We start from the raw sequence: 26,338 nt of genomic DNA on the forward strand, positions 1-26,338 counted from the left end.
AAAGGACACGCCATGACTCCAGCCGCCGCCGGTTACCGGATGCCCGCCGAGTGGGAGCCGCACGCCCGCACGTGGATGGCCTTCCCCACCGCCAACCCGACCTTCACCGACCTCGAGGCCGCCCGCAGGGCGTGGGGCCAGGTGGCCGACACGATCGCCAGGTACGAGCCCGTGGTGATGGTCGCCAACACCGGGGAGAGCGCCGACGCCCGCTACTACCTCGACCCCGGCATCACCGTGGTCGAGCGGCCCATCGACGACGCGTGGCTGCGCGACAGCGGGCCGACCTTCCTGGTGGACGGCAAGGGCGGGCTCGCCACGGCGAACTGGGTCTTCAACGGCTGGGGTCAGCAGAGCTTCGCGCGCTGGGACAACGACTCCAAGGTGGGCACGCTCGTCTCGGAGATGGCCGAGGCGGTGCCGTACGCGTCGGAGATGGTCAACGAGGGCGGCGGCATCCACGTGGACGGCGAGGGGACGGTGCTGCTGACCGAGACGGTCCAGCTCGACCCGTTCCGCAACCCCGGCTGGACCCGCGAGCGGGTCGAGGCCGAGCTGAAGGCGTTCATCGGCGCCGAGAAGTGCCTGTGGATGCCGCGTGGCCTCACCGCCGACTACGGCCAGTACGGCACACGCGGCCACATCGACGTCTTCGCCGCCTTCGCCCGCCCCGGCCTGGTGCTGGCGCACAGCCAGCCCGACCCGTCGCACCCCGACCACGAGGTGTGCCGCGAGAACATCGCCCTGCTGCGCTCGTTCACCGACGCCCGCGGCCGCGCCCTCGAGGTCGTCGAGGTGCCGGCGCCCACGGTGACCGAGGTGGACGGCGAGCCCGTCGACTACTCCTACATCAACCACTACCTGGCCAACGACGCCGTCGTGCTGTGCGCCTTCGACGACCCGCGCGACGAGGAGGCGGCCGCGCTGTTCGCCAAGGTGTTCCCCTCACGGGCGGTCGAGCTGGTGGACGCCAGGCAGATCTTCGCGGGCGGCGGCGGCATCCACTGCATCACCCAGCAGCAGCCCGCCGTCTCCCGCGCGCACGCCTAGCGGGGTCACGCCCAGCGGGGTCAGCCGGTCACGGCCAGCAGCCTCCGGAGAGCCCCGGTGAGCACCTCAGGGTCCTTGAGCGCGGGGTCGGCCAGCGCCGAGGGCATGCCGAGGCCGTCGAGCAGCGCGAGCACCTGGCTGGCCAGCAGGACGGGGTCGTCGCCGGCGGCGAAACTGCCGTCGGCGGCACCGTCGGCGATCACCTCGGCCAGCAGCCCGCGCCACGCCTCGTAGTCGCGCAGGAACTCCCCCCGCCATTCGGCGTCGCGCAGCGCCCACCGCCACGACTCCACCCAGACGCGCCAGCCGCCGCCCTCCTCGCCCGCCACGTGGCGGGCGATGTGCAGCAGCCGCTCCCAGGGGCTGCCCCGCAGCCCCTGCCTGGCCGTTTCGAGGTCGGTGGCCGCGGCGTGCCGGAAGGCGGCGACGAGCAGGTCCTCGCGGTTGCCGAAGTAGTACTGCAGGGTGCTGATCGGGACCCCCGACGCCTCGGCGACGTCGGCGAACCTGGTCGCCTCCGCGCCCCGCTCGGCGATCACCCGCGCGGCCCCCTCGAGCACGTCCTGCCTGCGCCGCCCGGCCCGTCTGCCCATGTCCCCCTATCTATCACGAGCCCACACGGCGCGGGCACGCCCGCGGCGCGCGGCCGTCACTGGCCGGTGACGAGGCTGCCGCCCTCCAGGAACGTCTTCAGCGCCGACAGGATCATGATCCAGCCGCCGCTGACGCTGCCCAGCATCTTGCTGTCAGGGCTGTCGAAGCCGTCGTGGATGATCGTCAGCTTGACGCCCAAGACCTCCAGCTCGGCGGGCTCGATCTCGAAGGTCACCTTCGAGCGCTCCTTCACCGCCACGGCGAACGCCTCGTCGGAGTCGAACATCTCGCGGTGCATGGGCTGGAGCGTGTGCCAGGTGAACGACAGCCGCTTGCCCGGCTCGGCCTCCAGCACCCGCTGGCCCAGTTCCTGGAACTCGCCGTCGGGGAAGGACTTCCACCGCACCGGCGAGCCGATCTCCCAGGTGGACTCGGGCCCGGTGCCGCCCATGTAGACCTTGATGAGCTCGGGGTCGGTGAGGGCCTGGTAGAGCTTCTCCGGGGTGGTCTGGATGTAGATCACGTAGACGAACTCGGGCTTGTTCACAGGTGCCTCCAGCGATTGTTTGAGCCGGGCCAGCACGGACAGCCGCCCTCGTTCGTAGCGGCCGATCCAGCGGTCGGCGATCTCGTGGATGGGAACAGGGTTGAGGTAGTGCAGCTTCTCCCTGCCATGGCGCACGGTGCTGACCAGGTTGGCGGCCTCCAGCACCGCCAGGTGCTTGCTCACCGCCTGCCTGCTCATGCCGAGCCCCTGGGTCAGCTCGAGCAGCGTCTGCCCGTTGCGCTCGTTGAGGCGGTCGAGCAGCCTGCGGCGGCTCGTGTCGGCCAGCGCCTTGAACACCGCGTCCACACCCGCAGAATAGGCAACCATATGGTTGCCTGTCTACTCGCGCAGGAGGTCCCCCAGGATCGCCACGCCCTCACCGATCTCCGCGGCCGTCCGCGCGGCGTAGCCCAGCACCAGCCCGGGCCGGCCGGGACGCTGGGCGTGCCACGACAGCGGCTGCACCTTCACCCCGCGGGCCAGCGCCGCCGCGGCCAGCTCCGTGTCGGCGGGCCCCGCCTCGTAGGTAACCGTCAGGTGCAGGCCGGCGGCCGCCCCGTGCACCACCGCCCCCGGCAGGTGCGCGGCGATCGCCTCGACCATGGCGTCCCTTCGCCGCCGGTGACGGGTGCGCACCAGGCGCAGGTGGCGTTCCATCGCCCCGCCGTCCATGAGGGCGGCCAGCACCAGCTGCGGCAGGACGGCGTTGCCGAGGTCGGCGAACCGCTTGGCCTCGACCAGCGCTTCCCGGTATCGCGCGGGCGCCAGCAGCCAGCCCAGGCGCAGGGCGGGGGCGAGCAGCTTGGAGACGCTTCCGGCGTAGCAGACCTGCTCGGCCAGCACCGAGCGGACGGCGGGCACCGGGGCGCGGTCGTAGCGGTGCTCGGCGTCGTAGTCGTCCTCGACGATCAGGCCGCCCGCCCTCGCCCAGGCGGCCAGCGCCCGTCGCCGCCGCCCGGCGAGCACCACGCCGGTGGGGAACTGGTGAGCCGGGGTCAGCAGGACGGCGGGCGAGCCGAGCGCGCGCAGCTCGTCCACCCGCACGCCCTCGGCGTCGACGGTGACGGGCGGGGTGCGCACGCCCGCCGCGTTGAGATGCTGGCGGGCGCCGAGCGAGCCCGGCTCCTCCACCGCCACCTCGTCGATCCCGTCGCCGCCGAGCACGTGGGCCAGCAGGCCGAGCGCCTGGGCGGTCCCCGACACGATCAGGACGTCGCCAGGGTCGGCGCTGATCCCCCTGGTGCGCGCCAGCCAGTGGGCGACGGCCGTGCGCAGGGCGGGCGCGCCCCTGGGATCTCCGTAGCCGAGGTCGGCGGCCGACAGGTGGGCCAGCACCGCCCGCTCGGCCCTCAGCCAGGCCGCGCGGGGAAAGGCGGCCAGGTCGGGCAGGCCGGGCGACAGGTCGACGCGGGCGGGGGCGGCGCGCAGCGCGTCGAAGACGTCGGCCGCCGGCTCGCCCGCGAACGGCGCGCCCGCCAGGGCCGGACGTGGCGGGCCGGAAGCGGGAGGCGTCGCGGGGACGGCGACGACGACCGTTCCGGCCCTGCCGCGGCCCGCCACGTGACCCTCCTCCCGCAGCCGCTGGTAGGCCTCGGTGACCACGCCCCGCGAGACGCCCAGCTCGCCCGCCAGCACCCGGGTCGGTGGCAGCCTGCCGCCGACCGGCAGCCGGCCGTCGGCCATGGCCAGCCTGAGCCGCCCGGCCAGCCAGTCGGACAGCCCGCCCGGCGGCGCGTCGTCTGCGTCCAGTTGCAGGAAATCGGAGCCGACGGTTATGGACCTGTCAAAGCCGCCCTCTTTGGACCTGTTCATCAGGCCATTGTGGCGGCAGGGTGGACGGGTGAGTTTCGCGTTCTTGCTGACCACGCTCGTCGTGGTGGCCACACCGGGCACCGGCGTCGTCTACACGCTGTCGGCGGGTCTGTCCCACGGGCGGGGGGCGAGCGTCGTGGCCGCGCTCGGCTGCACGCTCGGCATCGTGCCGCACCTGCTGGCCACGGTCACCGGGCTCGCCGCGCTGCTGCACGCCAGCCCGGCGGCCTTCCAGGTGCTGAAGTATCTCGGCGTGGCCTACCTGCTGTTCATGGCCTGGCACGCGCTGCGCGACAGGGGCGCGGTCGCCGTGGACGAGGCGGCCGCCCCGCGCTCGGCGACCAGGACGATCGTCTCCGGCGTCCTGATCAACATACTCAACCCGAAGCTGACCATGTTCTTCCTCGCGTTCCTGCCGCAGTTCGCCACCTCGGGCGCGCAGATGCTGTGGCTGGGCGGGGTGTTCATGCTGGTCACGTTCGTCGTGTTCGCCGCGTACGGCGTGTGCGCCGCCTCGGTGCGCGACCAGGTGACCTCGCGGCCGAGGGTGATGGCCTGGATGGGGCGGGTCTTCGCCGCCTCCTTCGTCGCTCTCGGCGTCCGACTCGCCTTCGCCGACCTCTAGGGATCCTCATGCGTTTCCAGCACTCACCGTCGGTCTGGTCCGACTTCCCCGAGCTCGCGGTGGGAGTGGTCCGCGCCGACGGCATCACGCCCGACGCCGCGCCCGACCTGGACAGGTTCACCGCCGTCGCCAAGGAACGGCTCGCCGCGGGTACCGAGGCCGATCTTCCCGAGATCCAGGCGTGGCGCCGTGCCTTCTCCCGGATGGGGCTGAAGCCGACCCAGTACCGGTGCGCCTCGGAGTCGCTGCTGCGGCGCTTCCGGCGGGAGGGAGCGCTGCCGCGCCTCCACCCGCTGATCGACCTGTGCAACGCGATCTCGCTGGCCTACGCCATCCCCGTCGGGGTCTTCGATCTCGCCCGTGTCGCGGGCGACCTGGAGGTCCGCTACGCCGCCGGCGACGAGAGCTACCTCACCTTCGGCGGCGAGGTGGAGCGGCCCGAACCCGGCGAGGTGATCTTCGCCGACGCCGAGGGGCGGGCGCACGCGCGCCGCTGGTCCAACCGGCAGAGCGGCCACTCCGCCGTCAGGGACGGCACGAGCGCCGTCCTGATCGTCGCCGAGGCGATGCACGCCACGGCGCGCGCCGACCTCGAGGACCTGACCGCGGTGCTGGCCGGGGAACTGCGCCGCCTCTGGCCGGCCGACCCCCGGACCTCGATCAGGAGCCACTAGCGCCCCCGGCTCAGCGGCTCAGCGGCTCAGCGACTCAGTGGCTCAGCGGCGGCCCGCGCGGCCCAGGACCCAGCCGATGGCGGCGCTGCCCAGGGCGATGCCCGCGCCCATGCCGAAGGCGGCCAGCATGACCCACGGCCGGGTCTGCGCCTGCTCCTTCACCGGCTGCGGCCGTTCGAAGACCTGTCCCGTGGCCGCGGGTGCCGGAGCGGGTGTGAGAGCGGGCGCCGGAGCGGGCGCGGCGGGCGAGCCGCCCCGCTGGCGCGGCAGGTCGAGGGCGGCCGCCGGCACGGCAGGGACCGGATGGCCGGGCGCGGCCGCCGATCCGGCGAGGGCGGCCTGACCCGCCGCCGCGTGGACCGGCACCCCGGCGACCAGGTGGGATTCGACGGCGCTGAAGAACTCGCCTGCCGTGCGCTTGGCGACCGAGCCCAGCATGCGCTGGCCCACCCCGCCGATCATGCCGCCGACCACGGCCTCGGCGTCGTAGTCGACGCGCGTGCCGCCCTCGACCTCGGCCAGCCGTACCTCCACGGTGGCGTCGACGGTGCCGGGCGCGCCCTGCCCGCGCGCCCGCAGCACGAAACGCTCGGGCGGCAGCGGCTCCGACAGCGCCACCTCCCCCTGGTAGACGCCCTTGATCGAGGCGACGCCGGCGCTGACCGTCATCCGGTAGGTGCCGGGGCCCGTCTCCTCCAGGCGCTCACAGCCCGGGATGGTGCGCACCAGCACCGCCGGGTCCTGGAGCGCGGCCCACACACGATCTCTGCCGATGCCGAGCACCGCACTGCCTGCGACCTTCACACAGGCCACTCTAGGCAGCACCGCGCCCCTTCCTCATGGCAACTCACGCCGAGAATGGCACATGATCCATGGCAGGATGGGGCCCACGGTCGCGGGGCGACCGGCGGCGACGCGCCTGGTGCGCGCGCCGGCCGGGATCGCGGCCGGCGAGGTCGCGCCGCCCCCACCGGGTCATCGCTCGATCCGCACGCCACGCGCGGTGGTCCTCCCGACCGTCGACGACGACAATCCCGACGCATGCCCCCGGGCGGCGCTCCGCCGGGCGGCGTAGGGGAGGATCAGCCGCACGGGTGACGCGCGGCACCGCCCCGACCGGCCATTGTTGACCTCGGAGGGGGAACTCCAGGGGGCTCTCGAGGGGTGCGAGGTGTGCGGCCTCGCACCCCTCGAGTCATGTCTGTGACAAAGATCGCAGCGCTCCCCCGTCGCATTGCTCTACAAGCCGTAGTACTACTTCTAGTAGAACTACAGCTCGTAGAGCTCCAAGCCCGCTGAGGGGAAGATGGACGCGCTTGACCTGGCACGGTGGCAGTTCGGGGTGACCACCGTCTACCACTTTCTGTTCGTACCGTTGACGATCGGGCTCGGCGTCTTCGTCGCCGGACTCCAGACCGCCTGGCACCGCACCGGCAAGGAGCACTACCTGCGCCTGACGAAGTTCTTCGGGAAGCTGTTTTTGATCAACTTCGCGATGGGCGTGGTGACGGGCATCGTGCAGGAGTTCCAGTTCGGGATGAACTGGAGCGAGTACTCCGTGTTCGTGGGCGACGTGTTCGGCGCCCCCCTGGCCCTGGAGGCGCTGGTCGCCTTCTTCATGGAGTCGACGTTCCTCGGCCTGTGGATCTTCGGCTGGGACAAGCTGCCGAAGCGAGTCCATCTGGCGACCATCTGGGCGGCGGTGATCGGCTCGAACATCTCCGCCTACTTCATCCTCGCCGCCAACGCGTGGATGAAGCACCCCGTGGGATACGAGGTGGTGGACGGCAAGGCCAGGATGACCGACCTGTGGGCCGTGCTGACCAACTCCACCGCCCTCGCCCAGGTGCCGCACGTGGTCGCGGCCAGCTTCATCGTCGCCGGCGGGTTCGTGCTGGCGGTCAGCGGCTACCGGCTGCTCAAGGGCGACACGACGTTCCGCGGCCCGCTGCGCGGCGCCCTGGTCATGACCGCGATCGCCGGGGCCGTGGTCGCCGGCACCGGCGACATGTCGGCCAAGCTGATGTACGAGCAGCAGCCGATGAAGCTGGCCGCCGCCGAGGGCCTGACGCACGACACCAAGGGCGCGCCGTTCCACGTCGTGCCGGGCATCGAGATCCCCAAGCTGCTCAGCTTCCTGTCGGCCGGCGACACCGAGGCCGTCGTCCAGGGCACCGAGGACGTCCAGCGCCGCCTGGAGCAGCGGTTCGGCCCCGGCGACTACCGCCCGGACCAGCAGATCGTCTTCTGGTCCTACCGGGTGATGCTCGGCTTCGGCCTGTCGACCGTGGGCCTGTCGCTGCTCGGCCTGTGGCTGACCCGCAGGCGCCGGCAGGTGCCGTCCTGGTACGCCAGGGCGCTGGTGCTGGCGCTCCCGCTGCCGCTGCTCGCGATCATCGCCGGATGGCTGCTCAGCGAGATCGGGCGGCAGCCGTGGACGGTCGCGGGCGAGCTGCTGACCGCCTCCAGCGTCTCGCCCGGCGTGTCGCTGGCCGAGGTGGCCACGTCGCTGACGCTGTTCACCCTCGTGTACGGCCTGCTGGCGGTGGCCGAGGGCGTCCTGCTGGTCAGGAACGTCAAGAAGGGTCCCGAACCGCTTCCCGCGCCGGTCCGCGAGCCGGTGCGCGAGCCGTCGCTGATGTACTGAGGAGAGCACCGTGATCGATCTGTGGTTCGTCATCATCGCCTTCCTCTGGACCGGCTACTTCGTCCTCGAGGGCTTCGACTTCGGGGTGGGCATGCTGTCGCCGTTCCTCGGCCGCAACGAGGGGCAGCGCAAGCAGATCCTGCAGACCATCGGCCCGGTGTGGGACGGCAACGAGGTCTGGCTGATCACCGCCGTGGGCGCGATGTTCGCCGCCTTCCCCGCTTGGTACGCGGGTCTGCTCAGCACCTTCTACCTGCCGCTGACGCTGGTCCTGGTCGGGCTGATCGTGCGCGGGGTCGCGCTGGAGTGGCGCGGCAAGCTGGAGCACGCCGCCGACCGGGCCTGGGCCGACGCGGGCATCCTGGCCGGCAGCGCGCTGCCCGCCTTCCTGTGGGGCGCCGTCTTCGCCGACGTGCTGCTGGACAGCGGCGTGGCCGCGCTGATCGGCGGCGCCTTCTCCCTGGCGGTCACCGTGCTGCACGGCGCGGTGTTCCTGGCGCTCAAGACCGAGGGCCGGGTACGGCAGCGCGCCCGCGCCGTCGCGACGGGCGCCACCGTCGCCGTCATCCCGCTGGCGATCGTGGCCCTGTCGTCCATCCCCGGCGAGGGCGACCTGGCGGTGTGGGTCGCCGCGGTGAGCGCGATGGCGCTGCTGGCCGCGGGCGGCTCGCTGATCTGGCGGCGCAGGGAGGGCTGGGCGTTCGCCGCCACGGCGGGAGCGATCGTCCTGACCTCCGTCGCGGTGTTCGGGATGCTGGCGCAGCGGCCGCTGCCCGGGCTGACCCTGGCCGAGGCCGCGTCCGGCCCCTACACGCTGGGCGTGCTGACGTGGATCGGCCTGGCGGTCCTGCCGTTCGTGCTGGGCTACCAGGGCTGGACGTACTGGGTGTTCAGGAAGCGGATCGCAGCCCCCGGGCGCGCCGCCCGGGTGGAGGGCGCCCCGGCGGGTATCGGCCACTAGGCCGCCGCGCCCCGCACGGCGGCCGATACCGCGGCGCCGGTGGCCCACGTCCGCCGACCGGACCGGGCGGGGGGCCGGCCCGCGCGGTCTGGTTGGATACCGCAGATGGGTCTCTTACGGCATCGCGGTTTCCTCCTGCTGTTCGGCGCGGACACCATCAGCCAGGTCGGCACGCAGGTCAGCATGGTGGCGCTGCCGCTGGTGGCGGTCGTGGCGCTGCGCGCCTCGCCGTTCGAGATGGGGTTGCTGGTCGCGGCGGAGACCGCGGCGTTCCTGCTCATCGGGCTGCCGGCCGGGGTGTGGGTGGACCGGCTGCGCCGCCGGCCGATCCTGATCACCGGCGACCTGGCGCGGGCGGCCCTGCTGGCTTCGGTGCCGGTGGCGTGGTGGCTGGGCGTGCTGTCGATGCCGCAGCTGTACGTGGTGGGCCTGTGCGTCAGCGTGGCGACGGTCTTCTTCGACGTCGCCTACCAGAGCTATCTGCCGTCGCTGGTCGAGCGCGACCGGATCGTCGAGGGCAACGCCAAGCTGGAGATCGTCCGTTCGGGCGCGCAGGTGGCCGGTCCCGGGGCGGCCGGATGGCTGGTGCATCTCGTCACGGCGCCGGTGGCGATCCTGGTCGACGCGGTCAGCTTCCTGCTGTCGGGACTGCTGCTGGCGGGCATCAAGGGCGACAGCGACACCCCTGCCCGTGACGAGCGGCGCGGCCTGGTGAGGGAGATCGGCGAGGGCCTGGCGTTCGTGCTGCGGCACCCGATCCTGCGGATGATCGCCGCCTGTACGGCCTCGGCCAACCTGGCCAACGCCATGAACAACGCGCTCGCCGTGCTCTTCCTCATCAACGTCGTCGGCGTCAGCCCGGGCGTGATGGGGTTGCTGTTCTCGGCCGCGGGCGTGGGCGGTCTGGCGGGCGCGGCGCTGGTGGGCCGGGTGTCGAGGTGGGCGGGCTCGGCCCGGACGATCTGGCTGTCGGCCCTGCTCACCTCGCCGTTCATGCTGCTGGTGCCGCTCGCGGCGCAGGGGTGGCGGCTGGGCCTGTACGTGCTCGCCTGGTTCGTGGTCAGCGCCGGCATCGTGGTCTACAACGTGTCGCAGCTCAGCTTCCGCCAGGCGATCACCCCCGATCATCTGCTGGGCAGGATGAACGCGACCATGCGCTTCATCGTGTGGGGCACGCTGCCGCTGGGGGCGCTCATCGGCGGTGTGCTCGGCGAGCGCCTGGGCGTGGTGGCGGCGCTGTGGATCGCCTGCGCGCTGACGCCGCTGTCGGTCATCCCGCTGCTGCTGTCGCCGCTGCGGACGATGCGCGACCTGCCGCAGGAGCCGCCCGGCCGCTGATCAGCTCCTGACGCGGTGGTCCTTCAGGTGCGGGTCGCCGCCGACCCCTCGGCCCGCGCCGTTCAGCGCAGCACGACGCAGCCGCGCGCCCGCAGGTCGCGCAGGACGGCGGTGCCGCCGTCGAGCTTGTTCCACCGCAGGTCCAGCTTCTCCAGCACGGGCAGCTCGCCCAGCCAGGACGGCACCGCGCGCAGCCGGTTGTTGCGCAGGTCGAGGTGCGTCAGCGCGGCCAGGTTCCCGAGGAAGGGGATCTCGGGGAGATGGTTGTCGCGCAGGTCGAGCAGGCGCAGCCCGGCCGGCAGCGCGGGCAGCCGGGTCAGCCGGTTGCCCCGCAGGTGCAGCTCGCGCAGCTCGCCCAGGCCGCCGACCGTCCCGGGCAGCGTGGCCAGCCTGTTGCCTGACAGCCGCAGCTCCTTGAGCGCCGCCATCCCGCCGATCGTGTCAGGAAGCTCGGCGATGGCGTTGTCGGCCAGGTTGAGGTAGGCCAGGCGGGTCAGCTTGCCCAGCGTCTCGGGCACCGAGGTGAAGGCGTTGTCGCCGAGGTAGAGGTAGTCGGTCAGGTCGAGCTCGCCGATGGCCGGCGGGATCTCGCGCAGCTCGTTGTGGGCCAGGTCCAGCATCCGGAGGCGACTCAGGCCGCCGATCGCCTCCGGCAGGCGGGTGAGCCGGTTCTCGGCGAGGTTGAGTGATTCGAGACGCTCCAGGCGCCACACCGCGGCGGGCACCTCCGTCAGCCGGTTGCCGCCGGCCGCCAGGTGTCTGAGCGGGCCGAGCTCGGCGGGCAGGCTCGTCAGGGCGTTGCCGTACACGAACAGGGTCTCCAGCGCCGGCGGGCACGCGGGCAGCCGGGTCAGCCGGTTGCCGTCGACGTGCAGCGCCCTGAGCGAGGACGGCAGCGCGGGCAGCGAGGCGAGCCGGTTGCCGTCGAGCCGCAGCTCCTCCAGCAGTGCCAGCTCGCCCACCCGGGCGGGCAGCTCGGTCAGCGCGTTCCAGGCCAGGTCGATCAGCCGGACATCGGCGGGCACGGCGGGCAGCTCGGTCAGGCCCGCCGCGGGTGCTCGTAGTTCGCTCACCCGCCGGATCTTAGATGGAACAGCTCCGACGGCGATATCGGCATCCGGTCGACGGCCAGTCCTTCGGCGTCCTCGACCGCACTGGCGATCACCGCGGCCACCGGGATGACACCTGCCTCGCCTGCGCCCTTGATGCCCAGCGGGTTGAGCGGGGAGGGCGTCTCGAGATGGTCGGTCTCGATGCGCGGGATCTCCGTGGCGTACGGCATGAGGAAGTCCATGAAGGAGGCGTTGAGCAGCTGGCCGTGCGAGTCGTAGACCATCCGCTCGTACAGCGCGCCGCCCACGCCCTGGGCGACGCCGCCGTGGATCTGGCCCTCGACGATCATCGGGTTGATGAGCCTGCCGCAGTCGTGGACGACGGCGTAGCGCAGGATGCGGATCTCGGCGGTGTCCTTGTCGGTCTCGACGATCGCGGCGTGCATGCCGGCGGCGAAGGTGGAGCGCAGCGGCGAGTAGTAGTCGCGGCCCTCCAGCCCCGGCTCGTCGCCCTCGGCGACGGGCGGCTTGTCGAAGGAGCCGGTGCCGGAGAACTGCGTCGCCTTGGCGGTCTCGGCGTCGAAGGAGTAGCGCAGCGGGTTGGACAGCACCGCCACCGTCGACAGCGGGATGGCGGCCGTCGGGGCGCCCACGACGTGGACGACGCCGTCGGTGATCTCCAGGTCGCGCGGGTCGGCCTCCAGCGCGTCGGCCGCGATGCGCAGCGCCTTCTCGCGCACCTTCCGGCAGGCCAGGGCGATGGCGTTGCCGCTCATGACGGCCGCCCGGGAGGCGAAGGTGCCCACGGCGTACCCGAACCTGCGGGTGTCGCCGGTGACCACGGACACCCGCTCGATCGGCACGCCGAGCTCGGTGGCGGCGATCTGCGCGAACACCGTCTCGTGGCCCTGCCCCTGCGAGGTGAGGCCGGTCGAGACGTGCACGCGCCCGTCGGAGGTGACCTGGACATGGCCACCTTCGTACGGCCCGACGCCGGTGCCTTCGACGTAGCAGCCGACGCCGATGCCGAGGCCCGGCCGCCTCTCGAAGTCGTCCCAGCCGATGAGCCGCTTCAGCATGGCGAGCATGGCGGGGTAGTCGCCGCTGTCGTAGATCAGCGGCCGGCCGTCCTGGAAGATCATGCCCTGGTCGTAGGGGAAGTCCTCGGGCTGGATGAAGTTGGCCGAGCGCACCTCGGTGCGGTCCTTGCCGAGGTACTGGGCGATCTTGTCCATCGTCCGCTCCATGCAGAACACGCCCTGCGGGCGGCCCGCGCCCCGGTACGGCGTGACCTGCACGGTGTTGGTGTAGATCGAGCTGAACGCGACCCGGTAGGCGCCGATCTTGTAGGGGCCGAGCAGCTGCGTCGAGGTGATGATCGGCACGATGATCCCGTACGGCGTGTAGGCGCCGTGGTCGTGCAGGATCGTCACGTCCAGGCCGAGCACCCGGCCCTCGTCGTCGAAGCCGACCCGCACGTGCTGGACCTGGCCGCGCTCGTGCGCCGAGGAGATGAAGTGCTCGCGCCGGTCCTCGGTCCACTTCAGCTCGCGGCCCAGCAGCATCGCCGCCCAGGGCACCAGGATCTCCTCGGGCCACGGGTGCACGATCTTCACGCCGAAGCCGCCGCCGACGTCGGGCGCGATCACCTCGACGTGCGGCAGGGGCAGGCCGAGCTTGGCGGCGATCGCCATCCGCACGCTGGTGGAGGTCTGGGTGGAGGAGTGGACGCGCAGGTCGGTGCCGTCCCAGCGGGCGTGGACGCCGCGGCCCTCCAGCGGGATGCTGGCACTGCGCTCGATGTCGAGCCGGAAGGCGAGGGCGTGCGGCGCGGCCTCGATCGCCTCGCGGGCGCTCCTCCCCTCCCTGGAGGGCACCTCCTGCACGAGGTGCGCGCCGATGTTGCCGGGCACGTCGTCGTGGACGAGGGCGGCGCCCTGGGCCGCCTCCTCGATGCCGACGACCGGCTTGAGCAGCTCGTAGTGGACGTGGATGCGGGCGCAGGCGTCCTCGGCCAGGTAGCGGTCCTCGGCGACGACCATGACGACGGGCTCGCCGACGTGCCGGACGAACTCCTTGGCCAGCGGGTAGGCGGTGCGGCCGTGGGTGAGCGCGGGGTGCGGGATGAGCAGCGGCAGCGGCTCGGCGACGCGGCCCGGCAGGTCCTCCCAGGTGTAGACGGCGACCAGGCCCTCGACGTCGAGCGCGCCGGAGACGTCGATGTCGAGGATGCGGGCGTGCGCGTGCGGGGAGCGGACGAAGGCGACGGCCAGGGCGTCGCGGCCCAGGTCGTCGAGGAAGCGGCCCTGCCCGGTCAGCAGGCGGGGGTCCTCCTTGCGCTGGATCCGCTCTCCGAACAGCCGCGTCGTCATCTGCTCTCCTCCTCCGCGATCAGCTCGGCCGCCCGGTGGACGGACTTGACGATGTTCTGGTAGCCGGTGCACCTGCACAGGTTCCCGGAGATCCCGTCCACGATCTCCTCGTCGGTGGGCGAAGGGTTCTCCTCCAGCAGCGCGGTGACCGTGCAGAGGAACCCCGGGGTGCAGAAGCCGCACTGCAGCCCGTGGCACTCGGCGAAGGCGCGCTGCACGGGCGACAGCCCGTCGGGCCCGGCCAGGCCCTCGACGGTGGTGATCCGCCTGCCGTCGACGGTGACCGCGAAGGTCAGGCACGAGCGCACCGGCTCGCCGTCGAGCAGCACCGTGCAGCAGCCGCACACCCCGTGCTCGCAGCCCACGTGGGTGCCGGTCAGCCCGAGGTCGTGGCGCAGGCAGTCGGACAGCAGGCGGCGCGCGGGCACGCTGACCCGCCGGGTGACGCCGTTGACGACCAGCGTGATGTCATGCCGCATTTCTCGCCGCCTCCGTCAGTGCCCGCACGGCCAGCACCCCGACCAGGTGCCTGCGGTACTCGGCGGTCGCGTGGATGTCCGCCTCCGGTTCGGTCCCGTCCTGTACGGCACGCGCCACGCCCGCCCAGTCGACGGTCGAGGCGGGACGGTGCTCGCACTCCTCGCTCACGTCGGCCACCATCGGGACGGGCCCGACGCCGACGCAGGCGACCTTCGCGGTGGCCACCCGCAGGTCGTCGTCGAGCCGGACGAAGGCGGCGACGCCGGCCAGCGCGTAGTCGCCGTGCCGCCTGGCCACCTCGACGAAGGCCGTGCCGGCCCGTTCGGGCAGCGCGGGGAAGTAGGCCGAGACGGCCAGCTCGCCCGCTTCGAGGGCCGATTCGAGCGGCCCGGTGAAGAACTCGCTCGCCGGCACGTCGCGTACGGCGTCGACGCGGGCCAGCCGTACCGTGCCCTCGAGCAGCGCCAGGACGGCGGGCAGCTCGGCGGCGGGGTCGGCGTGCACCAGGCTGCCGACGACGGTGCCGCGGTTGCGGATCACCGGGTGCGCGACCAGCTTGAGCGCCTGGCGCAGCAGCGGCTGCGCCCGCGCGACCTCGGCCGAGCGCTCGACCTGGGAATGGCGGGCAAGCGCGCCGACGCGCACGCCCGCCCCCTCGATCCCGAAGGGTTCGAGGGCGGCGACGCGGTTGATGTCGACCAGCTGCTCGGGCGCGGCCAGGCGCATGTTGAGCAGCGGGATCAGGCTCTGGCCCCCGGCCAGCACCTTGCCGTGCGCCCCCGCCTCGGCCAGGACCGCCATGGCCTCGTCGAGGTCGCGTGGGGCGTGGTAGACGAACGGGGCCGGCTTCACCCGGTGTGCTCCCTCGTCGGTGTCCGGCCCGCTATCACGCGCAGCAGGTGGTAGCCGCCCACCACCACGATGGTGCCGAGCGCGATGCCCTCCAGGGTGAAGTCGCTGGTGATCATGTGTTTGACCGGTCCGATCGCCATGATGATGCCCGCCCCGATGGGGACCATGTTGACGGGGTCGGAGAAGTCGACCCTGTTCTCGACCCAGATCTTGGCGCCGAGAAGACCGATCATGCCGTAGAGGATCACGGTGACGCCGCCCAGCACGCCGCCCGGCGTGGCGGCCACCAGCGCGCCGAACTTCGGGCACAGCCCGAACAGGATGGCGATGATGCCGGCGATGTAGTAGGCGGCGGTGGAGTAGACGCGGGTGGCGGCCATGACGCCGATGTTCTCGGCGTAGGTGGTGGTGGGCGAGCCGCCGACCGCGCTGGTGACCATCGTGCCGATGCCGTCGGCGGCGACCGCGCGGCCCATGTAGGGGTCGACGTCGGCGCCGGTCATCTGGCCGACCGCCTTGACGTGGCCGATGTTCTCGGCGATCAGCGCGATCACCGCGGGCAGCACCAGCAGGGAGGCCGAGAACCTGATGTCGGGCAGGTGCATGTTGGGCAGCCCGATCCAGGGGGCGTCGGCGATGGCGCTCAGGTTGAGCCGGGGATGGGTGTCGATCTTGCTGGTGGCGGCGTTGAAGGCGGTGATGTCGCCGAAGATCCGGTCGGCCGCCCAGGACAGCGCGAACCCCGCGATCAGCCCGATGAGGATGCCGATGCGGCCGATGAACCCCTTGAAGGCGACGATCACCACGAAGGTGATCACCATCGTGATCATCGCGATCCACTGGTCCTGCGGCCAGTAGACGTCGGCGACGACGAACGCCAGCCCGAAGCCGATCAGCATGACCACCGCGCCGGTGACCACCGGCGGGAAGATCTTGTGGATGATCTCCACGCCCAGCACGTGGATCGCCACGCCCGCGAGGAACAGCACGAACCCGGCGACGAGGATGGCGCCGGTCACGATGGCGTCGACGGCCGGCGTGTCGCCGCCGAAGGCCGCCCTGATGGCCAGCACGCCGCCGACGAAGGAGGCGCTGGTGCCGAGGTAGCTGGGGATCTTCCCCTTGACGATCAGCAGGAAGAGGATCGTCGCGACGCCGGACATCATGATCGCGACGTTCGGGTCGAGGCCCATGACCAGCGGGAACACGAACGTCGCGCCGAACATCGCGATCACGTGCTGCGCGCCGAACCCCACCATGCGGGGCCAGGAGAGGCGCTCGTCAGGCTTGACGACCTCTCCGGGGCCCAGATGCTTGCCGTCTCCGTGTTTGGTCCAACCCAAAACCATGAGAGCCCCTCTGTTTCGCGCTCCATCGGTTCGGTGGCCGCCCCGCAGGCCGTTGCGGGCACATTAGGACGTCTCCGGCGGGCGTTCACCGGCATGATCTGCCAACGTTCCGGATCTCGTACGGCAAGCCGGGTCATGCGCCGCCGGCGACCGACCGCTACCGCACGCCGTACCCCGCGGCACAGACCCCCACCCCCGACCAGGGCGGTCAGTTCCTGTTGACGGCGCGCAGCGCGTGGTAGCCGGCCAGCACGACGACGGTGCCGAGGGCGATGCCGCTGAGGGCGAAGGTGCCGGTCACGGGGAAGGCCACGGGCCCGATCGCGCAGATGACGCCGGCGCCGACCGGCACCAGGTTGACCGGGTCGTCGAGGTCGACCTTGTTCTCGATCCAGATCTTGGCGCCGAGCAGGCCGATCATGCCGTACAGGATGGTCGTCACGCCGCCGAGCACGCCGCCGGGCGTGGCGGCGACCAGCGCGCCGAACTTCGGGCACAGCCCGAACAGGATCGCGATCACCGCCGCGACGTAGTAGGCGGCCGTGGAGTAGACCCTGGTCGCCGCCATGACGCCGATGTTCTCCGCGTAGGTGGTGGTGGCCGGGCCGCCGACCGCGGTCGAGACCACCGTGCCGACGCCGTCGGCCATGACCGCCCGCCCCAGGTAGGGGTCGACGTCGGTGCCGGTCATCTCGCCGACCGCCTTGACGTGGCCGACGTTCTCGGCGATCAGCGCGATGACCACCGGCAGCACCAGCACGATCGCCGACACCTCGAACACGGGGCCGTGCAGCGTCGGCAGCCCGATCCAGTCGGCCGCGGCGACCTGGTCGAAGCTCACCCTGAAGTGCTCGGTGACCTTCCCGTCGCCGCCTGGCGAGGTGATCGGCCCGCCCACGCGGTCCCACACCCAGGACAGGACGAACCCGAAGACCAGCCCGAGCAGCACGCCGATCCGGCCGAGGAAGCCGCGCAGGACGCCGACGAACACGAACGTGGCGATCATCGTGATGAGGGCCACCCACGGGTCCTGCGGCCAGTAGACGTCGGCCGCCACGTAGGCCATGCCGAACCCGATCAGCATGACCACCCCGCCGGTGACGACCGGGGGGAAGACCCTGTTGATGATCCGCACGCCCAGCAGGTGGATCGCCAGGCCCGCCAGCCCGAGCACCACGCCGACGGCCAGCAGCGCGCCGGTCACGGTGCCGTCGCCGCCGCCGGCGGCCCTGATGGCCACCACCGCGCCGACGAACGACGCGCTCGAGCCGACGTAGCTCGGGATCCTCCCCTTCACGATCAGCAGGAAGAGGATCGTCGCGACCCCCGACATCATGACGGCGAGGTTCGCGTCCAGGCCCATGACCAGCGGGAACACGAACGTCGCGCCGAACATCGCGATCACGTGCTGCGCGCCGAACCCCACCATGCGCGGCCACGTCAGACGCTCGCCCGGCCTGACCACCTCACCGGCCGCCGGCGCCTTCCCCTCGCCGTGCAGCTTCCATCCCAATGCCATCGGACCACTTCCCAACCTGCGGTTACGTCTCCTACGTGATGTCGGAGAGAACCTTAGAGGCAGTGGGAAGCCGGGCGGTCATCAGGCGACGTGGATGCTGAACCCCTCGCCGCTGACCACCTGACCGGGCCTGATCTTGCAGGTCTTGCGGAGCTCCACCTCCCCGTCGACCAGCACCATGCCCTCGGCGATCAGGTGCTTGGCCATCCCGCCGGTCTCGGTGACGCCGCAGTACTTCAGCAGGTCGCACAGCGGGATGTAGTCGGAGTTGAGCTCGAAGTCCAGATCCACGCACCCCAGCCTAGATGCCCCGCATGCGCAGCACGTGCAGGGCCAGGGTCAGGTTGAGGCGCAGGTGGGGGTCCTCGGTGAAGTTGCCGAGGAGCCGTTCGAGCTTGCCGATGCGGTAGCGCAGCGTGTTGTAGTGGAAGTGCAGCCGCCTGGCCGTCTCGGCGACGTTCAGGTTCGTCTCCAGCAGCACCTGCAGCGTCCTGCGCAGGTCGGCGTTGTCGCTGTCGTCGTCGGTGGCCAGCGCTCCGAGCGTCTCGCGCACGAAGGCGTGCAGCTCGGCGGTGTCGTTGACCAGCGACAGCAGCCGGTAGACGCCGAGCTGGTCGAAGTGCGCGATCGCGCCGGGGCCGTGCAGCTGGCGGCCGACCCTGGCCGCCTTCAGCGCCTGGCTGTAGGCCTCGGGCAGGCTGTCGGCGCCTGGGCAGGTACGGCTGGTGCCGGTGGAGAAGGTCCCGGCGGAGATGGCGTCGGCGAAGGACGTGGCCGCGTCCCTGGCCACCCGCGCGCTGTCCACGGCGGCGTCGACGACGGCGACCACCTCGTGGGAGAAGCCGGCGACCGCGCCGTTCGGGTCGTGCCGGCGCATGGCGGAGGTCCACGAGGTGACCAGGCGGTCCTGCGCGGTGCGCTCGTCGCCTTCCGGGTCGAGCTCGGCGACCAGGACGGTCACGGGGCGTTCGAGGTCCCAGCCGAAGGCGCGCGACCGGTTGGCGATCCGCTCGGCCGAGCCCGCCCTGCCGGTCAGGACGTCGCGAAGGAAGTCGGCGCGGTACTTGCTCTCGACCGCGTTGACCGCGTCCTGCCGGGTGATGACGAGCGCGGCGACGGTGGCGGCACGTTCCAGGATGCCGATGTCGCTGTCGCGGATCATGCCCGCGGGGCTGTGGGCGAGGATCCTGCCGTGGTGGTGGCCGCCCGCCACGACAGGGACGGAGGCGTAGTGGCCGCTACGGCCCGCGAGATCGGCGCCCCTGGCACGGCCCGCCGGATCGTCCCCGGTACGGCCCGCGGGGTCGGACAGCCGGCGCAGGGCCGCCACGTGCTCGGGCGGCCCCGCGGCGGCCAGCAGCCTGCCCGCGCAGTCGACGGCGACCACGGCCACGTCCAGCAGCCCCGCGACCTCGGCGGTGACCTCGCCGAGGCCGCCGCCGGCCAGCACCACCTGCACCAGCGCCCGGTGCGCCTCCTCCGCGCGGACGAGCACGGCCGCCTGCCGGTTGAGGATGTCGGTGAGCACCTGGTTGAGGATGTCGTCGAAGCCGACGTCGTTGGGCAGCAGGATCAGCGGGAAGCCGAGCCTGTCGGCCTGGGCGACCATCTCGTCGGGCAGCTCGTCCAGGTAGCGGCCGAGCTTGATGGCCAGCGCGGCCAGGCCGCGCTCGTCGAGGTCGGCGACCAGGCGGTCGAGCGACTGGGGGGTGTTGCGCAGCGGGTAGCCGGTGGTGAGCAGCAACTCGTGCGGCTTGACCCAGGCCAGGACGTCGGGGACCTCCATCACGTTGAGCCGCTGGACGATCCGGTCGAGGCCCGCCTTCCCCGCGATCAGTCTGGCCTTCGCCAGCGTGGAGACGCCCAGCACCTCGCCCACCGAAACGCCGTGGATGATCGTTCCGGTGCTGGCCAGGCGGACAGGTGGCTCCATGAGGCGATTGTTACCGATGACCCTGTGTGTCAGGAAGAGCCAACCTTTTGATGGAGTGTTGGCACATTTCTCCGTACGGAGGTGTGGGGGGCCGCTCTACCGTCGGGTCCATGACGCTCGGCACGCAGAGACGGGTCCAGCCGCGCATCCACCTCACCGGGGCGGCCAGCGCGGCCGTGCGCCCTGTGCTGGAGTCGGCCAGGATGCCCGCCCGCGTGCTGGCGACGGTGCCGGTGGGGGTGTACCTGGAGGTGCGGACCCAGCTGGAGCCCTCGGTGATCGCGATGGTGACCGGCGAGGCGACCAGGCTGCCGAACGCGGTGGTGCTGGCCGGCGAGCTGCCCCGGGTGAGCGTGGGCGACGAGGCGGTCGTGGGTGACGGGGTCATCGAGGTCGGCCGCTACCGGGTGAAGGCGCGGCGCTGGTGGGATCCGGCGCCTCCGCTGCCGCCCGTGGAGCTCGGACGGCTGGCCGGGGCCGTACCCGCGATGTCGCCGCAGACGGCCAGAAGACCCGGGCTGGAGGGCAACGCCGCCATCTCCCAGCTGGCGGCCGGCTGCGCGCAGGCGTCGCTGGTGCGCGCGGTCACCGCGGCCGAGCAGCTGGTGGGGCTCGGCCCCGGCCTCACGCCGAGCGGCGACGACGTGCTGGCCGGCCTGCTGGTGGCGCTGCGCCACCTGGGCGCGGCCGCGCGGGTCGGGCGGGCGGTGTGGCTGGCCGACTGGCTGGCCGCCGCCGTCACCTTCGACGCCGGCACCCGTACCACGCCGATCTCGGCGACCCTCCTGCACTGCGCCGCCAGAGGCGAGGCCAGCCCCGAGGTGACGGGCGTCCTTCGCGGCATCGCCGGCCTGCAGCCGCTCGAGCCCGCGCTGAGGCGGCTGCTGCGCCTGGGCCACACCTCGGGCGCCGATCTGGCCCAGGGCGTGCGCATCGGTCTGGACGCGGTGCTGGCCCTCGGAGCGGCCCCATGAACACCCTGGTGAAACTGGTCGCCGGCGTCTACCACGACTCGGTGAGCCTGATGCGGGTCAGCCAGTCGCTGTCGGCCATGCCGGGCGTGGACGTGGCCGTCATCGCGATGGCCACACCCCTCAACCTCGACCTGGCCAGGGAGCTGGGCTTCGAGGTTCCCGCCGCCGCGCCGGCCGCGGCCGAGCTGCTGGTGGCGATCAGGGCCCAGGACGTGGCGGCCGCGTCAGGCGAGCTCGACCGCCTGCTGACGGAGCTGTCGGGCCGCTTGCCCGCCCACGCCTCCGACGTCCCGCCGCGCACGACCCGCTCGGCGATCAGGGCAAGCGCGGCCGACCTCGTGCTGGTCTCGGTGCCGGGCGAGCACGCCTTCGCCGAGGCGCTCGACGCCGTCGAGGCCGGCGTGCCGGTGATGATCTTCAGCGACAACGTGCCGGCGGAGCAGGAGGTGCTGCTCAAGCGGCTGGCCGAGGAGCGCGGCGGGCTGGTCATGGGTCCCGACTGCGGCACCGCGGTGATCGGCGGGGCGGGGCTCGGATTCGCCAACGTGCTGCGCCCAGGGCCCGTCGGCGTCGTGGCCGCCTCCGGCACCGGGGCCCAGCAGGTGACCTCCCTGCTCGATCTGGCGAGCGTGGGCGTCAGCCACGTGCTCGGGGTGGGCAGCCGGGACCTGTCGGCCCAGGTGGGCGGACTGTCGGCGATGCGGGCGCTGCGCCGGCTGGACGACGATCCGGCCACCGAGCTGATCGTGCTCATCTCCAAGCCGCCCGCGCCCGAGGTGGCGCGGGCCGTCCAGGAGGTCGTGGAGAAGCTGCGCACGCCCGTCGTCCAGGCGCTGCTGGGCACCTCGGGCGGCGACCTCACCTCGGCCGCGGAGAGCGCGCTGGAGGCGCTCGGCCGCACGCCGCCCGCCTGGCCGTCCTGGAGCAGACCGGTCGCGCGCGGCCCGGTGAGGGGCCTGTACTCCGGCGGCACGCTGTGCACCGAGGCGTCGCTGATCACGCCCGGCGGCTTCGTCGACTACGGCGACGACGTCTTCACGCGGGGCAGGGCGCACCCGATGATCGACCCGACGCTCAGGCTGGAAGCCCTCGCCAAGGTGCGACCCGGTGAGGTGGCGCTGATGGACGTGGTGCTCGGCCACGGCGCCGACCCCGACCCGGCGCTGCGGCTCGCCCCGGCGATCGAGGCCGCGGTGGGCAGGGGCGTCCAGGTGGTGGTCGCCCTGGTCGGCACCGAGAACGACCCGCAGGGGCTGCTCCGCCAGGCCGCCGCGCTGCACGAGGCGGGCGCGTCGGTCTTCACCTCCAACGCCCACGCCGCCCGGCACGCCGCAGGGAGCGACACGTGAGCCTGCTGCCCGTCGATCCGCACGTCGTCACCGTCGGCGCCGACCTGCTCGGCCAGGCGCTGGACGCCCAGGCCGTGCCCAGGACCGCCGTCGACTGGCGGCCGCCGCTGCCCGGCACCGCCGACGCGCTGGCCAGGGTGCTGGCCGACCCGCGCAGGGCCGCCGCCAACGAGGCGGCCGTCGCCCGCCTGCTGAGCGCCCGCCCCCAGCTGGTCGACGTACGGCCGGCCGCCGACGCGCTGGGCCTGCCCCGCGGGACCTTCCTGCACGCGGGGCCGCCCATCACCTGGGAGCGCGCCTCGGGCCCGCTGCGCGGCGCGCTGATCGGCGCGATGCTCCTGGAGGGCCTGGCCGCCACGGTCGAGGAGGCCGAGCGCAGCCTCGCGGCCGGCGAGGTCACCCTCGACTCCTGCCACCACCACCGCACGGTCGGCCCGATGGCGGGCGTGGTCAGCCCGTCGATGTGGCTGTTCGAGGTGCGTGACGCCGAGCACGGCGGCACCGCCTACTGCTCCCTCAACGAGGGCCTGGGCAAGGTGCTCCGCTACGGCGCCTACGGCCCCGAGGTGCTCGACCGGCTGCGCTGGATGGGCGAGGTGCTCGGCCCCGCCCTGCGCGACGCGCTGCGGATCAGCGGCCCCGTCGACCTGCGCGCGATGATCGCGCAGGCGCTGCAGATGGGCGACGAGCTGCACAACCGCAACCGCGCCGCCACCTCGCTGTTCCTGCGCGAGCTGGCGCCCGCGCTGGTCGAGGCGGCCCCCGCGCGCGCCGCCGAGGTGCTGCGCTTCGCCGCCGGCAACGACCACTTCTTCCTCAACCCGGCCATGGCCGCCGGCAAGGTCAGCACCGACGCCGCCCGCGGCGTGCCCGGCTCGTCGCTGGTGGTGGCCATGGCCCGCAACGGCACCGACTTCGGCGTGCAGGTCTCCGGGCTGGGCGACCGCTGGTTCACCGGGCCCGCGGGCGTCCCCGACGGCCTCTACCTCGGCGCGTACGGTCCCGACGACGCCAACCCCGACATCGGCGACTCGACGATCACCGAGACCTCGGGCCTGGGCGGCTTCGCCATGGCCGCGGCGCCCGCCATCGTCAGGTTCGTCGGCGGCGAGGTGGGCGACGCGATCACGGCCACCCGCTCGATGTACGAGATCACGCTCGCCGAGCATCCCGCCTACCAGATCCCCGGGCTCGGCTTCCGCGGCACGCCCGTCGGCATCGACGTGGTCCTGGTGGCCAGGACCGGGCTGCTGCCCGTCGTCAACACCGGTATCGCCGGCAAGGTCGCGGGAACGGGACAGGTCGGCGCGGGGCTGGTGAGCCCGCCCGCCGAAGCCTTCATTGCCGCGCTCAACGCACTCGCATTCGATAAGTGATCAATTAGCAGTTTCCGTATTCTCGCTGGTCACCCGCCCATTGCCGACCGTTTGATTACGTTGATCGCGTGTCGACTTCCGTTTACTAATCGCATGCCGATATGGTGGCGAACCTCGCAATTCGGCGTAGGGGAAATAGGTAGGGGGCGGGAGATGTCTGACCGCTTGCTCGGAAAGGTCCCTGCCGAGGGACCTGGTGCGCCGGGGGGCGCCGAGAGCCGGGGTCGTCTCATCGGTCGCAGGTACAAGCTGCTGTCACCCGTGGGCAGAGGCGGCATGGGCATGGTGTGGCACGCGCACGACGTGCTGCTCGACCGGCCCGTCGCGGTGAAGGAGCTGATCCTTCCCTACGGGCTCGACCAGGCCGGCAAGCAGGTGGCGCACCGGCGCATGATGCGCGAGGCCCGCTCGGCCGCGCGGCTCGGCCACCCCGGGATCGTGACCGTCCACGACGTGGTCGAGGAGGACGGCCGGCCGTGGATCGTGATGGAACTGGTCCGCGCGTGGTCGCTGGAGCAGGCCGTACGGCGGAGCGGCCCGCTGCCCGTCGTCCAGGCCGCCGAGATCGGCATCAGGGTGCTCGACGCGCTCCGGCACGCGCACGCGGCCGGGATCCTGCACCGCGACGTCAAACCCGGCAACGTCCTGCTCACCGCCGACCGGGTCGTGCTGACCGACTTCGGCATCGCGGCCATCGAAGGCGACGTGTCCATCACGCAGACCGGCCTGCTCATGGGCTCGCCCGCCTACGTCCCGCCGGAACGGCTGTCGGGACAGCCCATCACGCAGGCGGCCGACCTGTGGTCCTTCGGCGCCACCCTCTACGCGGCCGTGGAGGGGCGGCCGCCGTACGAGGGGCCCGACGCTATCGCCGTGCTCGGCGCGGTGCTGACGCACGAGCCGGTCAAGCCGCAGCGGGCCGGGGCCATGCTGCCGGTCATCGAGGGGCTGCTGCGCAAGAACCCCGCCGAGCGGATGAACGCGGCCCAGGTCGCCGGCCTGCTCGAACGGATCCTGGCCAGCCACGGCGGCGGGGCCGCGCGATCGGCGGGGCCCATCCCGACGCCGTCGGACTCGACTCCCGCGCACCTGCTGCCGCCGCTCGACCCTCCGTCGGGGCCGTTGCCCTCGCGGATCGTCGAGACGCCCTCGGGGCCGGTGCGGGTTCCCTACGACCCGGCGGTGGACGGCCCGCCGGGCGGTTCGAGCAGTGGTTCCGATGTGAAGAGTGGTTTTGACTCGATGAGCGGTTACGACTCGACGAGCGGTTTCGATTCGACGGGCGGTTCCGACGCGGCGGGCGGTCAGGGACCGTACGACTCGCCGGGCGGCCACGACTCCCTGGGCGGCCCCTCGGGACCGCACCGGTTCGACACGCAGGGCGGCGCGCCAGGCCCCCACCGGTACGACGCGCCGAGCCACCCCGCGGGGTCATCCGGGTACGACGCGCTCGGCGGACCTGCGGAGTCACCCGGCTACGACGCACTGGGCGGACCTGCGGGGTCGCCCGGCTACGACGCGTTGGGCGGACCTGCAGGATCGCACGGGTACAGCTCATTGGGCGGGCCCTCGGGGTCGGACAGGTACGACTCCCTGGGAGGTGCCTCAGGACCGCACCGGTACGACTCCCTGGGCGGCGCGCCGGGATCGCGAGGGTACGACGCGCCGCGGAGCTCGTCGGACCCCCGCGGCCATGAGGTGCCGCGCGGTTCCTCCGATCCCTACCCCACCCCGCCCCCGTCGGGGTCCGGCACGTCGCCCGCCCCGGGCTCGGGCGCGCATCAGGCATCGGCGTCCGGCGGCTTCCCCACCTCAGGTTCAGGTGGGTTTCCCATCTCAGGATCAGGCGGCTTCCCCACCTCAGAATCGGGCGGCTTCCCCACCCCAGGATCAGGCGGCTTCCCCACCCCAGGATCAGGCGGGTTCGCGGTCTCCGGGTCGGGCGGGGCTCCGAACTCGGGGTCGGCGGGGTTTCCGCACTCGGGGTCGGGCGGGTTTCCGGTGTCGGCCGCTCCGGCGAGCGGTGGCGCGGAGCCGCCGCCGATCCTGCCGCTGACCGACGGCCTGCGCCCCGACTCGGCCACCCAGGCCCCGTGGCCGCTGTCCCAGGATGAGAAGCCCCGCCCCGGCGCCCGCGACCGCCGCGACCGCCCGGCCACCGGCCGCAGGAGGAGCACCGACGGCGGCGGGTGGATGCGCGGTGGGCGTCCCACCCCGCGCCTGATCCTCACCGTCGTCGCCACCCTCGGCGTCACCGCGGCCACGGTCTTCTTCCTCACCTCGGGCGGCTCCCCGTCCGAGCCTGGCGTCGCCAATGCCACCCCGGCCGCCTCCGAGCCGGTCAAGCAGCCGATGGCGGCCGTGGCCGTTCCCGACGGGTTCAAGGAGCACACCCCCGAGGGCTTCACCGCGGCCGTACCCGAGGCGTGGAAGCTGTCCGCGTCGGGCGGGGAGGCGATCTTCACCGGCCCCAAGGACTCCGGCATGAAGATCGCCGTCGAGCAGGTCTCGCCACAGGAGGACGGCGGCCTGGCCGAGCTGACCGGCGAGGAGGCCGACGGCGGGGTCGACGGATACATCCAGGTCCAGCTGCAGCAGGTGAAGTACCGTTCGTGGAAGGCGGCCGACTGGGAGTACCAGTACACGCAGGGCAACGGGGTGCCGATGCAGGCGCTGACCCGCTACGTCACGCTGGACGACAGGGACGCCTTCAAGATCACCTTCACCATGCCGCAGCTGCAGTGGGACGACCAGGCCCAGACCCGCAGGATCTTCCTGGACACCTTCCGCCCCACCTCCTGACCCGCCCCCACCCCCGGGGCTGCTGTCCCGGC

At 72.5% G+C, this 26,338-nt stretch carries 22 protein-coding genes; 10 read left to right on the forward strand and 12 right to left on the reverse strand.

The window, feature by feature from the left end; all coding sequences use genetic code 11:
* Positions 1 to 12 precede the first annotated feature (12 nt).
* Positions 13 to 1,050 (forward strand): agmatine deiminase family protein, encoded by a 1,038-nt coding sequence (locus tag ACWEVS_RS17000; RefSeq protein WP_449924135.1) that lies wholly within the window; start codon positions 13 to 15, stop codon positions 1,048 to 1,050.
* Positions 1,051 to 1,070: 20 nt separating this feature from the next.
* Here ACWEVS_RS17000 and ACWEVS_RS17005 read toward each other — a convergent pair whose 3' ends face one another.
* Genes ACWEVS_RS17005 through pdxR form a run of 3 tightly spaced genes read right to left on the reverse strand, consistent with a single transcriptional unit; the run spans position 1,071 to position 4,003 of the window.
* Positions 1,071 to 1,643, reverse strand: coding sequence for a TetR/AcrR family transcriptional regulator (locus ACWEVS_RS17005; RefSeq protein ID WP_354904214.1), 573 nt, complete (start codon positions 1,641 to 1,643; stop codon positions 1,071 to 1,073).
* A gap of 56 nt (positions 1,644 to 1,699) precedes the next feature.
* The gene (locus ACWEVS_RS17010) at positions 1,700 to 2,497 is read right to left on the reverse strand and encodes an ArsR/SmtB family transcription factor (protein WP_449924141.1); all 798 of its coding nucleotides are present in this window, start codon (positions 2,495 to 2,497) and stop codon (positions 1,700 to 1,702) included.
* 33 nt (positions 2,498 to 2,530) lie between these two features.
* The gene (gene pdxR / locus ACWEVS_RS17015) at positions 2,531 to 4,003 is read right to left on the reverse strand and encodes a MocR-like pyridoxine biosynthesis transcription factor PdxR (RefSeq protein ID WP_452552235.1); all 1,473 of its coding nucleotides are present in this window, start codon (positions 4,001 to 4,003) and stop codon (positions 2,531 to 2,533) included.
* A gap of 28 nt (positions 4,004 to 4,031) precedes the next feature.
* Between pdxR and ACWEVS_RS17020 the strand changes: the two genes are divergently transcribed.
* Entirely contained in the window at positions 4,032 to 4,628 is a 597-nt protein-coding gene (locus ACWEVS_RS17020) for a LysE family translocator (protein ID WP_449924147.1), read from the forward strand.
* Between the two features lie 8 nt (positions 4,629 to 4,636).
* Positions 4,637 to 5,302 (forward strand): B3/B4 domain-containing protein, encoded by a 666-nt coding sequence (locus tag ACWEVS_RS17025; protein ID WP_452552237.1) that lies wholly within the window; start codon positions 4,637 to 4,639, stop codon positions 5,300 to 5,302.
* Between the two features lie 42 nt (positions 5,303 to 5,344).
* Here ACWEVS_RS17025 and ACWEVS_RS17030 read toward each other — a convergent pair whose 3' ends face one another.
* Positions 5,345 to 6,106, reverse strand: a complete 762-nt coding sequence (locus ACWEVS_RS17030) for an SRPBCC family protein (protein WP_449924152.1) — start codon at positions 6,104 to 6,106, stop codon at positions 5,345 to 5,347.
* Between the two features lie 502 nt (positions 6,107 to 6,608).
* Here ACWEVS_RS17030 and ACWEVS_RS17035 point away from each other — a divergent pair.
* From ACWEVS_RS17035 to ACWEVS_RS17045, 3 genes are all read left to right on the forward strand, one after another.
* Entirely contained in the window at positions 6,609 to 7,949 is a 1,341-nt protein-coding gene (locus ACWEVS_RS17035; protein WP_452414124.1) for a cytochrome ubiquinol oxidase subunit I, read from the forward strand.
* A 10-nt stretch (positions 7,950 to 7,959) separates the two neighbouring features.
* The gene (gene cydB / locus ACWEVS_RS17040) at positions 7,960 to 8,910 is read left to right on the forward strand and encodes a cytochrome d ubiquinol oxidase subunit II (protein ID WP_449924157.1); all 951 of its coding nucleotides are present in this window, start codon (positions 7,960 to 7,962) and stop codon (positions 8,908 to 8,910) included.
* Positions 8,911 to 9,015: 105 nt separating this feature from the next.
* The gene (locus ACWEVS_RS17045) at positions 9,016 to 10,248 is read left to right on the forward strand and encodes an MFS transporter (RefSeq protein ID WP_449924159.1); all 1,233 of its coding nucleotides are present in this window, start codon (positions 9,016 to 9,018) and stop codon (positions 10,246 to 10,248) included.
* Between the two features lie 62 nt (positions 10,249 to 10,310).
* Here ACWEVS_RS17045 and ACWEVS_RS17050 read toward each other — a convergent pair whose 3' ends face one another.
* The 8 genes from ACWEVS_RS17050 to ACWEVS_RS17085 form a co-directional block, all read right to left on the reverse strand.
* Positions 10,311 to 11,321: a leucine-rich repeat domain-containing protein gene (locus ACWEVS_RS17050; RefSeq protein WP_452552239.1), complete on the reverse strand. Its 1,011-nt coding sequence runs from the start codon at positions 11,319 to 11,321 to the stop codon at positions 10,311 to 10,313.
* Positions 11,318 to 13,672: an aerobic carbon-monoxide dehydrogenase large subunit gene (gene cutA, locus ACWEVS_RS17055; RefSeq protein WP_449924165.1), complete on the reverse strand. Its 2,355-nt coding sequence runs from the start codon at positions 13,670 to 13,672 to the stop codon at positions 11,318 to 11,320. Before cutA ends, ACWEVS_RS17050 begins: the two co-directional genes overlap by 4 nt.
* Positions 13,669 to 14,151: a (2Fe-2S)-binding protein gene (locus ACWEVS_RS17060; protein ID WP_449924168.1), complete on the reverse strand. Its 483-nt coding sequence runs from the start codon at positions 14,149 to 14,151 to the stop codon at positions 13,669 to 13,671. The genes cutA and ACWEVS_RS17060 overlap by 4 nt, the downstream gene beginning before the upstream one ends.
* Positions 14,141 to 15,004 carry an FAD binding domain-containing protein gene (locus tag ACWEVS_RS17065; protein WP_452552241.1) on the reverse strand — a complete coding sequence of 288 codons (864 nt, stop codon included), beginning with the start codon at positions 15,002 to 15,004 and terminating at the stop codon, positions 14,141 to 14,143. The genes ACWEVS_RS17060 and ACWEVS_RS17065 overlap by 11 nt, the downstream gene beginning before the upstream one ends.
* Positions 15,001 to 16,353: a uracil-xanthine permease family protein gene (locus ACWEVS_RS17070; RefSeq protein ID WP_452552243.1), complete on the reverse strand. Its 1,353-nt coding sequence runs from the start codon at positions 16,351 to 16,353 to the stop codon at positions 15,001 to 15,003. The genes ACWEVS_RS17065 and ACWEVS_RS17070 overlap by 4 nt, the downstream gene beginning before the upstream one ends.
* Positions 16,354 to 16,561: 208 nt before the next feature.
* Positions 16,562 to 17,872 carry a uracil-xanthine permease family protein gene (locus ACWEVS_RS17075; RefSeq protein ID WP_354904248.1) on the reverse strand — a complete coding sequence of 437 codons (1,311 nt, stop codon included), beginning with the start codon at positions 17,870 to 17,872 and terminating at the stop codon, positions 16,562 to 16,564.
* An 81-nt stretch (positions 17,873 to 17,953) separates the two neighbouring features.
* Positions 17,954 to 18,163, reverse strand: a complete 210-nt coding sequence (locus tag ACWEVS_RS17080; RefSeq protein ID WP_354904251.1) for an RNA-binding S4 domain-containing protein — start codon at positions 18,161 to 18,163, stop codon at positions 17,954 to 17,956.
* Between the two features lie 10 nt (positions 18,164 to 18,173).
* The gene (locus tag ACWEVS_RS17085; protein WP_452552245.1) at positions 18,174 to 19,805 is read right to left on the reverse strand and encodes a PucR family transcriptional regulator; all 1,632 of its coding nucleotides are present in this window, start codon (positions 19,803 to 19,805) and stop codon (positions 18,174 to 18,176) included.
* A gap of 110 nt (positions 19,806 to 19,915) precedes the next feature.
* Here ACWEVS_RS17085 and ACWEVS_RS17090 point away from each other — a divergent pair, with 110 nt between their 5' ends.
* The 4 genes from ACWEVS_RS17090 (at position 19,916) to ACWEVS_RS17105 (ending at position 26,306) form a co-directional block, all read left to right on the forward strand.
* Positions 19,916 to 20,779, forward strand: coding sequence for a DUF2877 domain-containing protein (locus ACWEVS_RS17090; protein WP_452552247.1), 864 nt, complete (start codon positions 19,916 to 19,918; stop codon positions 20,777 to 20,779).
* Positions 20,776 to 22,128 carry an FdrA family protein gene (locus ACWEVS_RS17095; protein ID WP_452552249.1) on the forward strand — a complete coding sequence of 451 codons (1,353 nt, stop codon included), beginning with the start codon at positions 20,776 to 20,778 and terminating at the stop codon, positions 22,126 to 22,128. Before ACWEVS_RS17090 ends, ACWEVS_RS17095 begins: the two co-directional genes overlap by 4 nt.
* A complete protein-coding gene (locus ACWEVS_RS17100; RefSeq protein ID WP_449924187.1) occupies positions 22,125 to 23,504 on the forward strand; it encodes a DUF1116 domain-containing protein in 1,380 nt (459 codons plus the stop codon). The genes ACWEVS_RS17095 and ACWEVS_RS17100 overlap by 4 nt, the downstream gene beginning before the upstream one ends.
* A 153-nt stretch (positions 23,505 to 23,657) precedes the next feature.
* A complete protein-coding gene (locus tag ACWEVS_RS17105; protein ID WP_452552251.1) occupies positions 23,658 to 26,306 on the forward strand; it encodes a protein kinase domain-containing protein in 2,649 nt (882 codons plus the stop codon).
* Positions 26,307 to 26,338: the final 32 nt, after the last annotated feature.

Source organism: Nonomuraea sp. NPDC003754, from assembly GCF_053605785.1.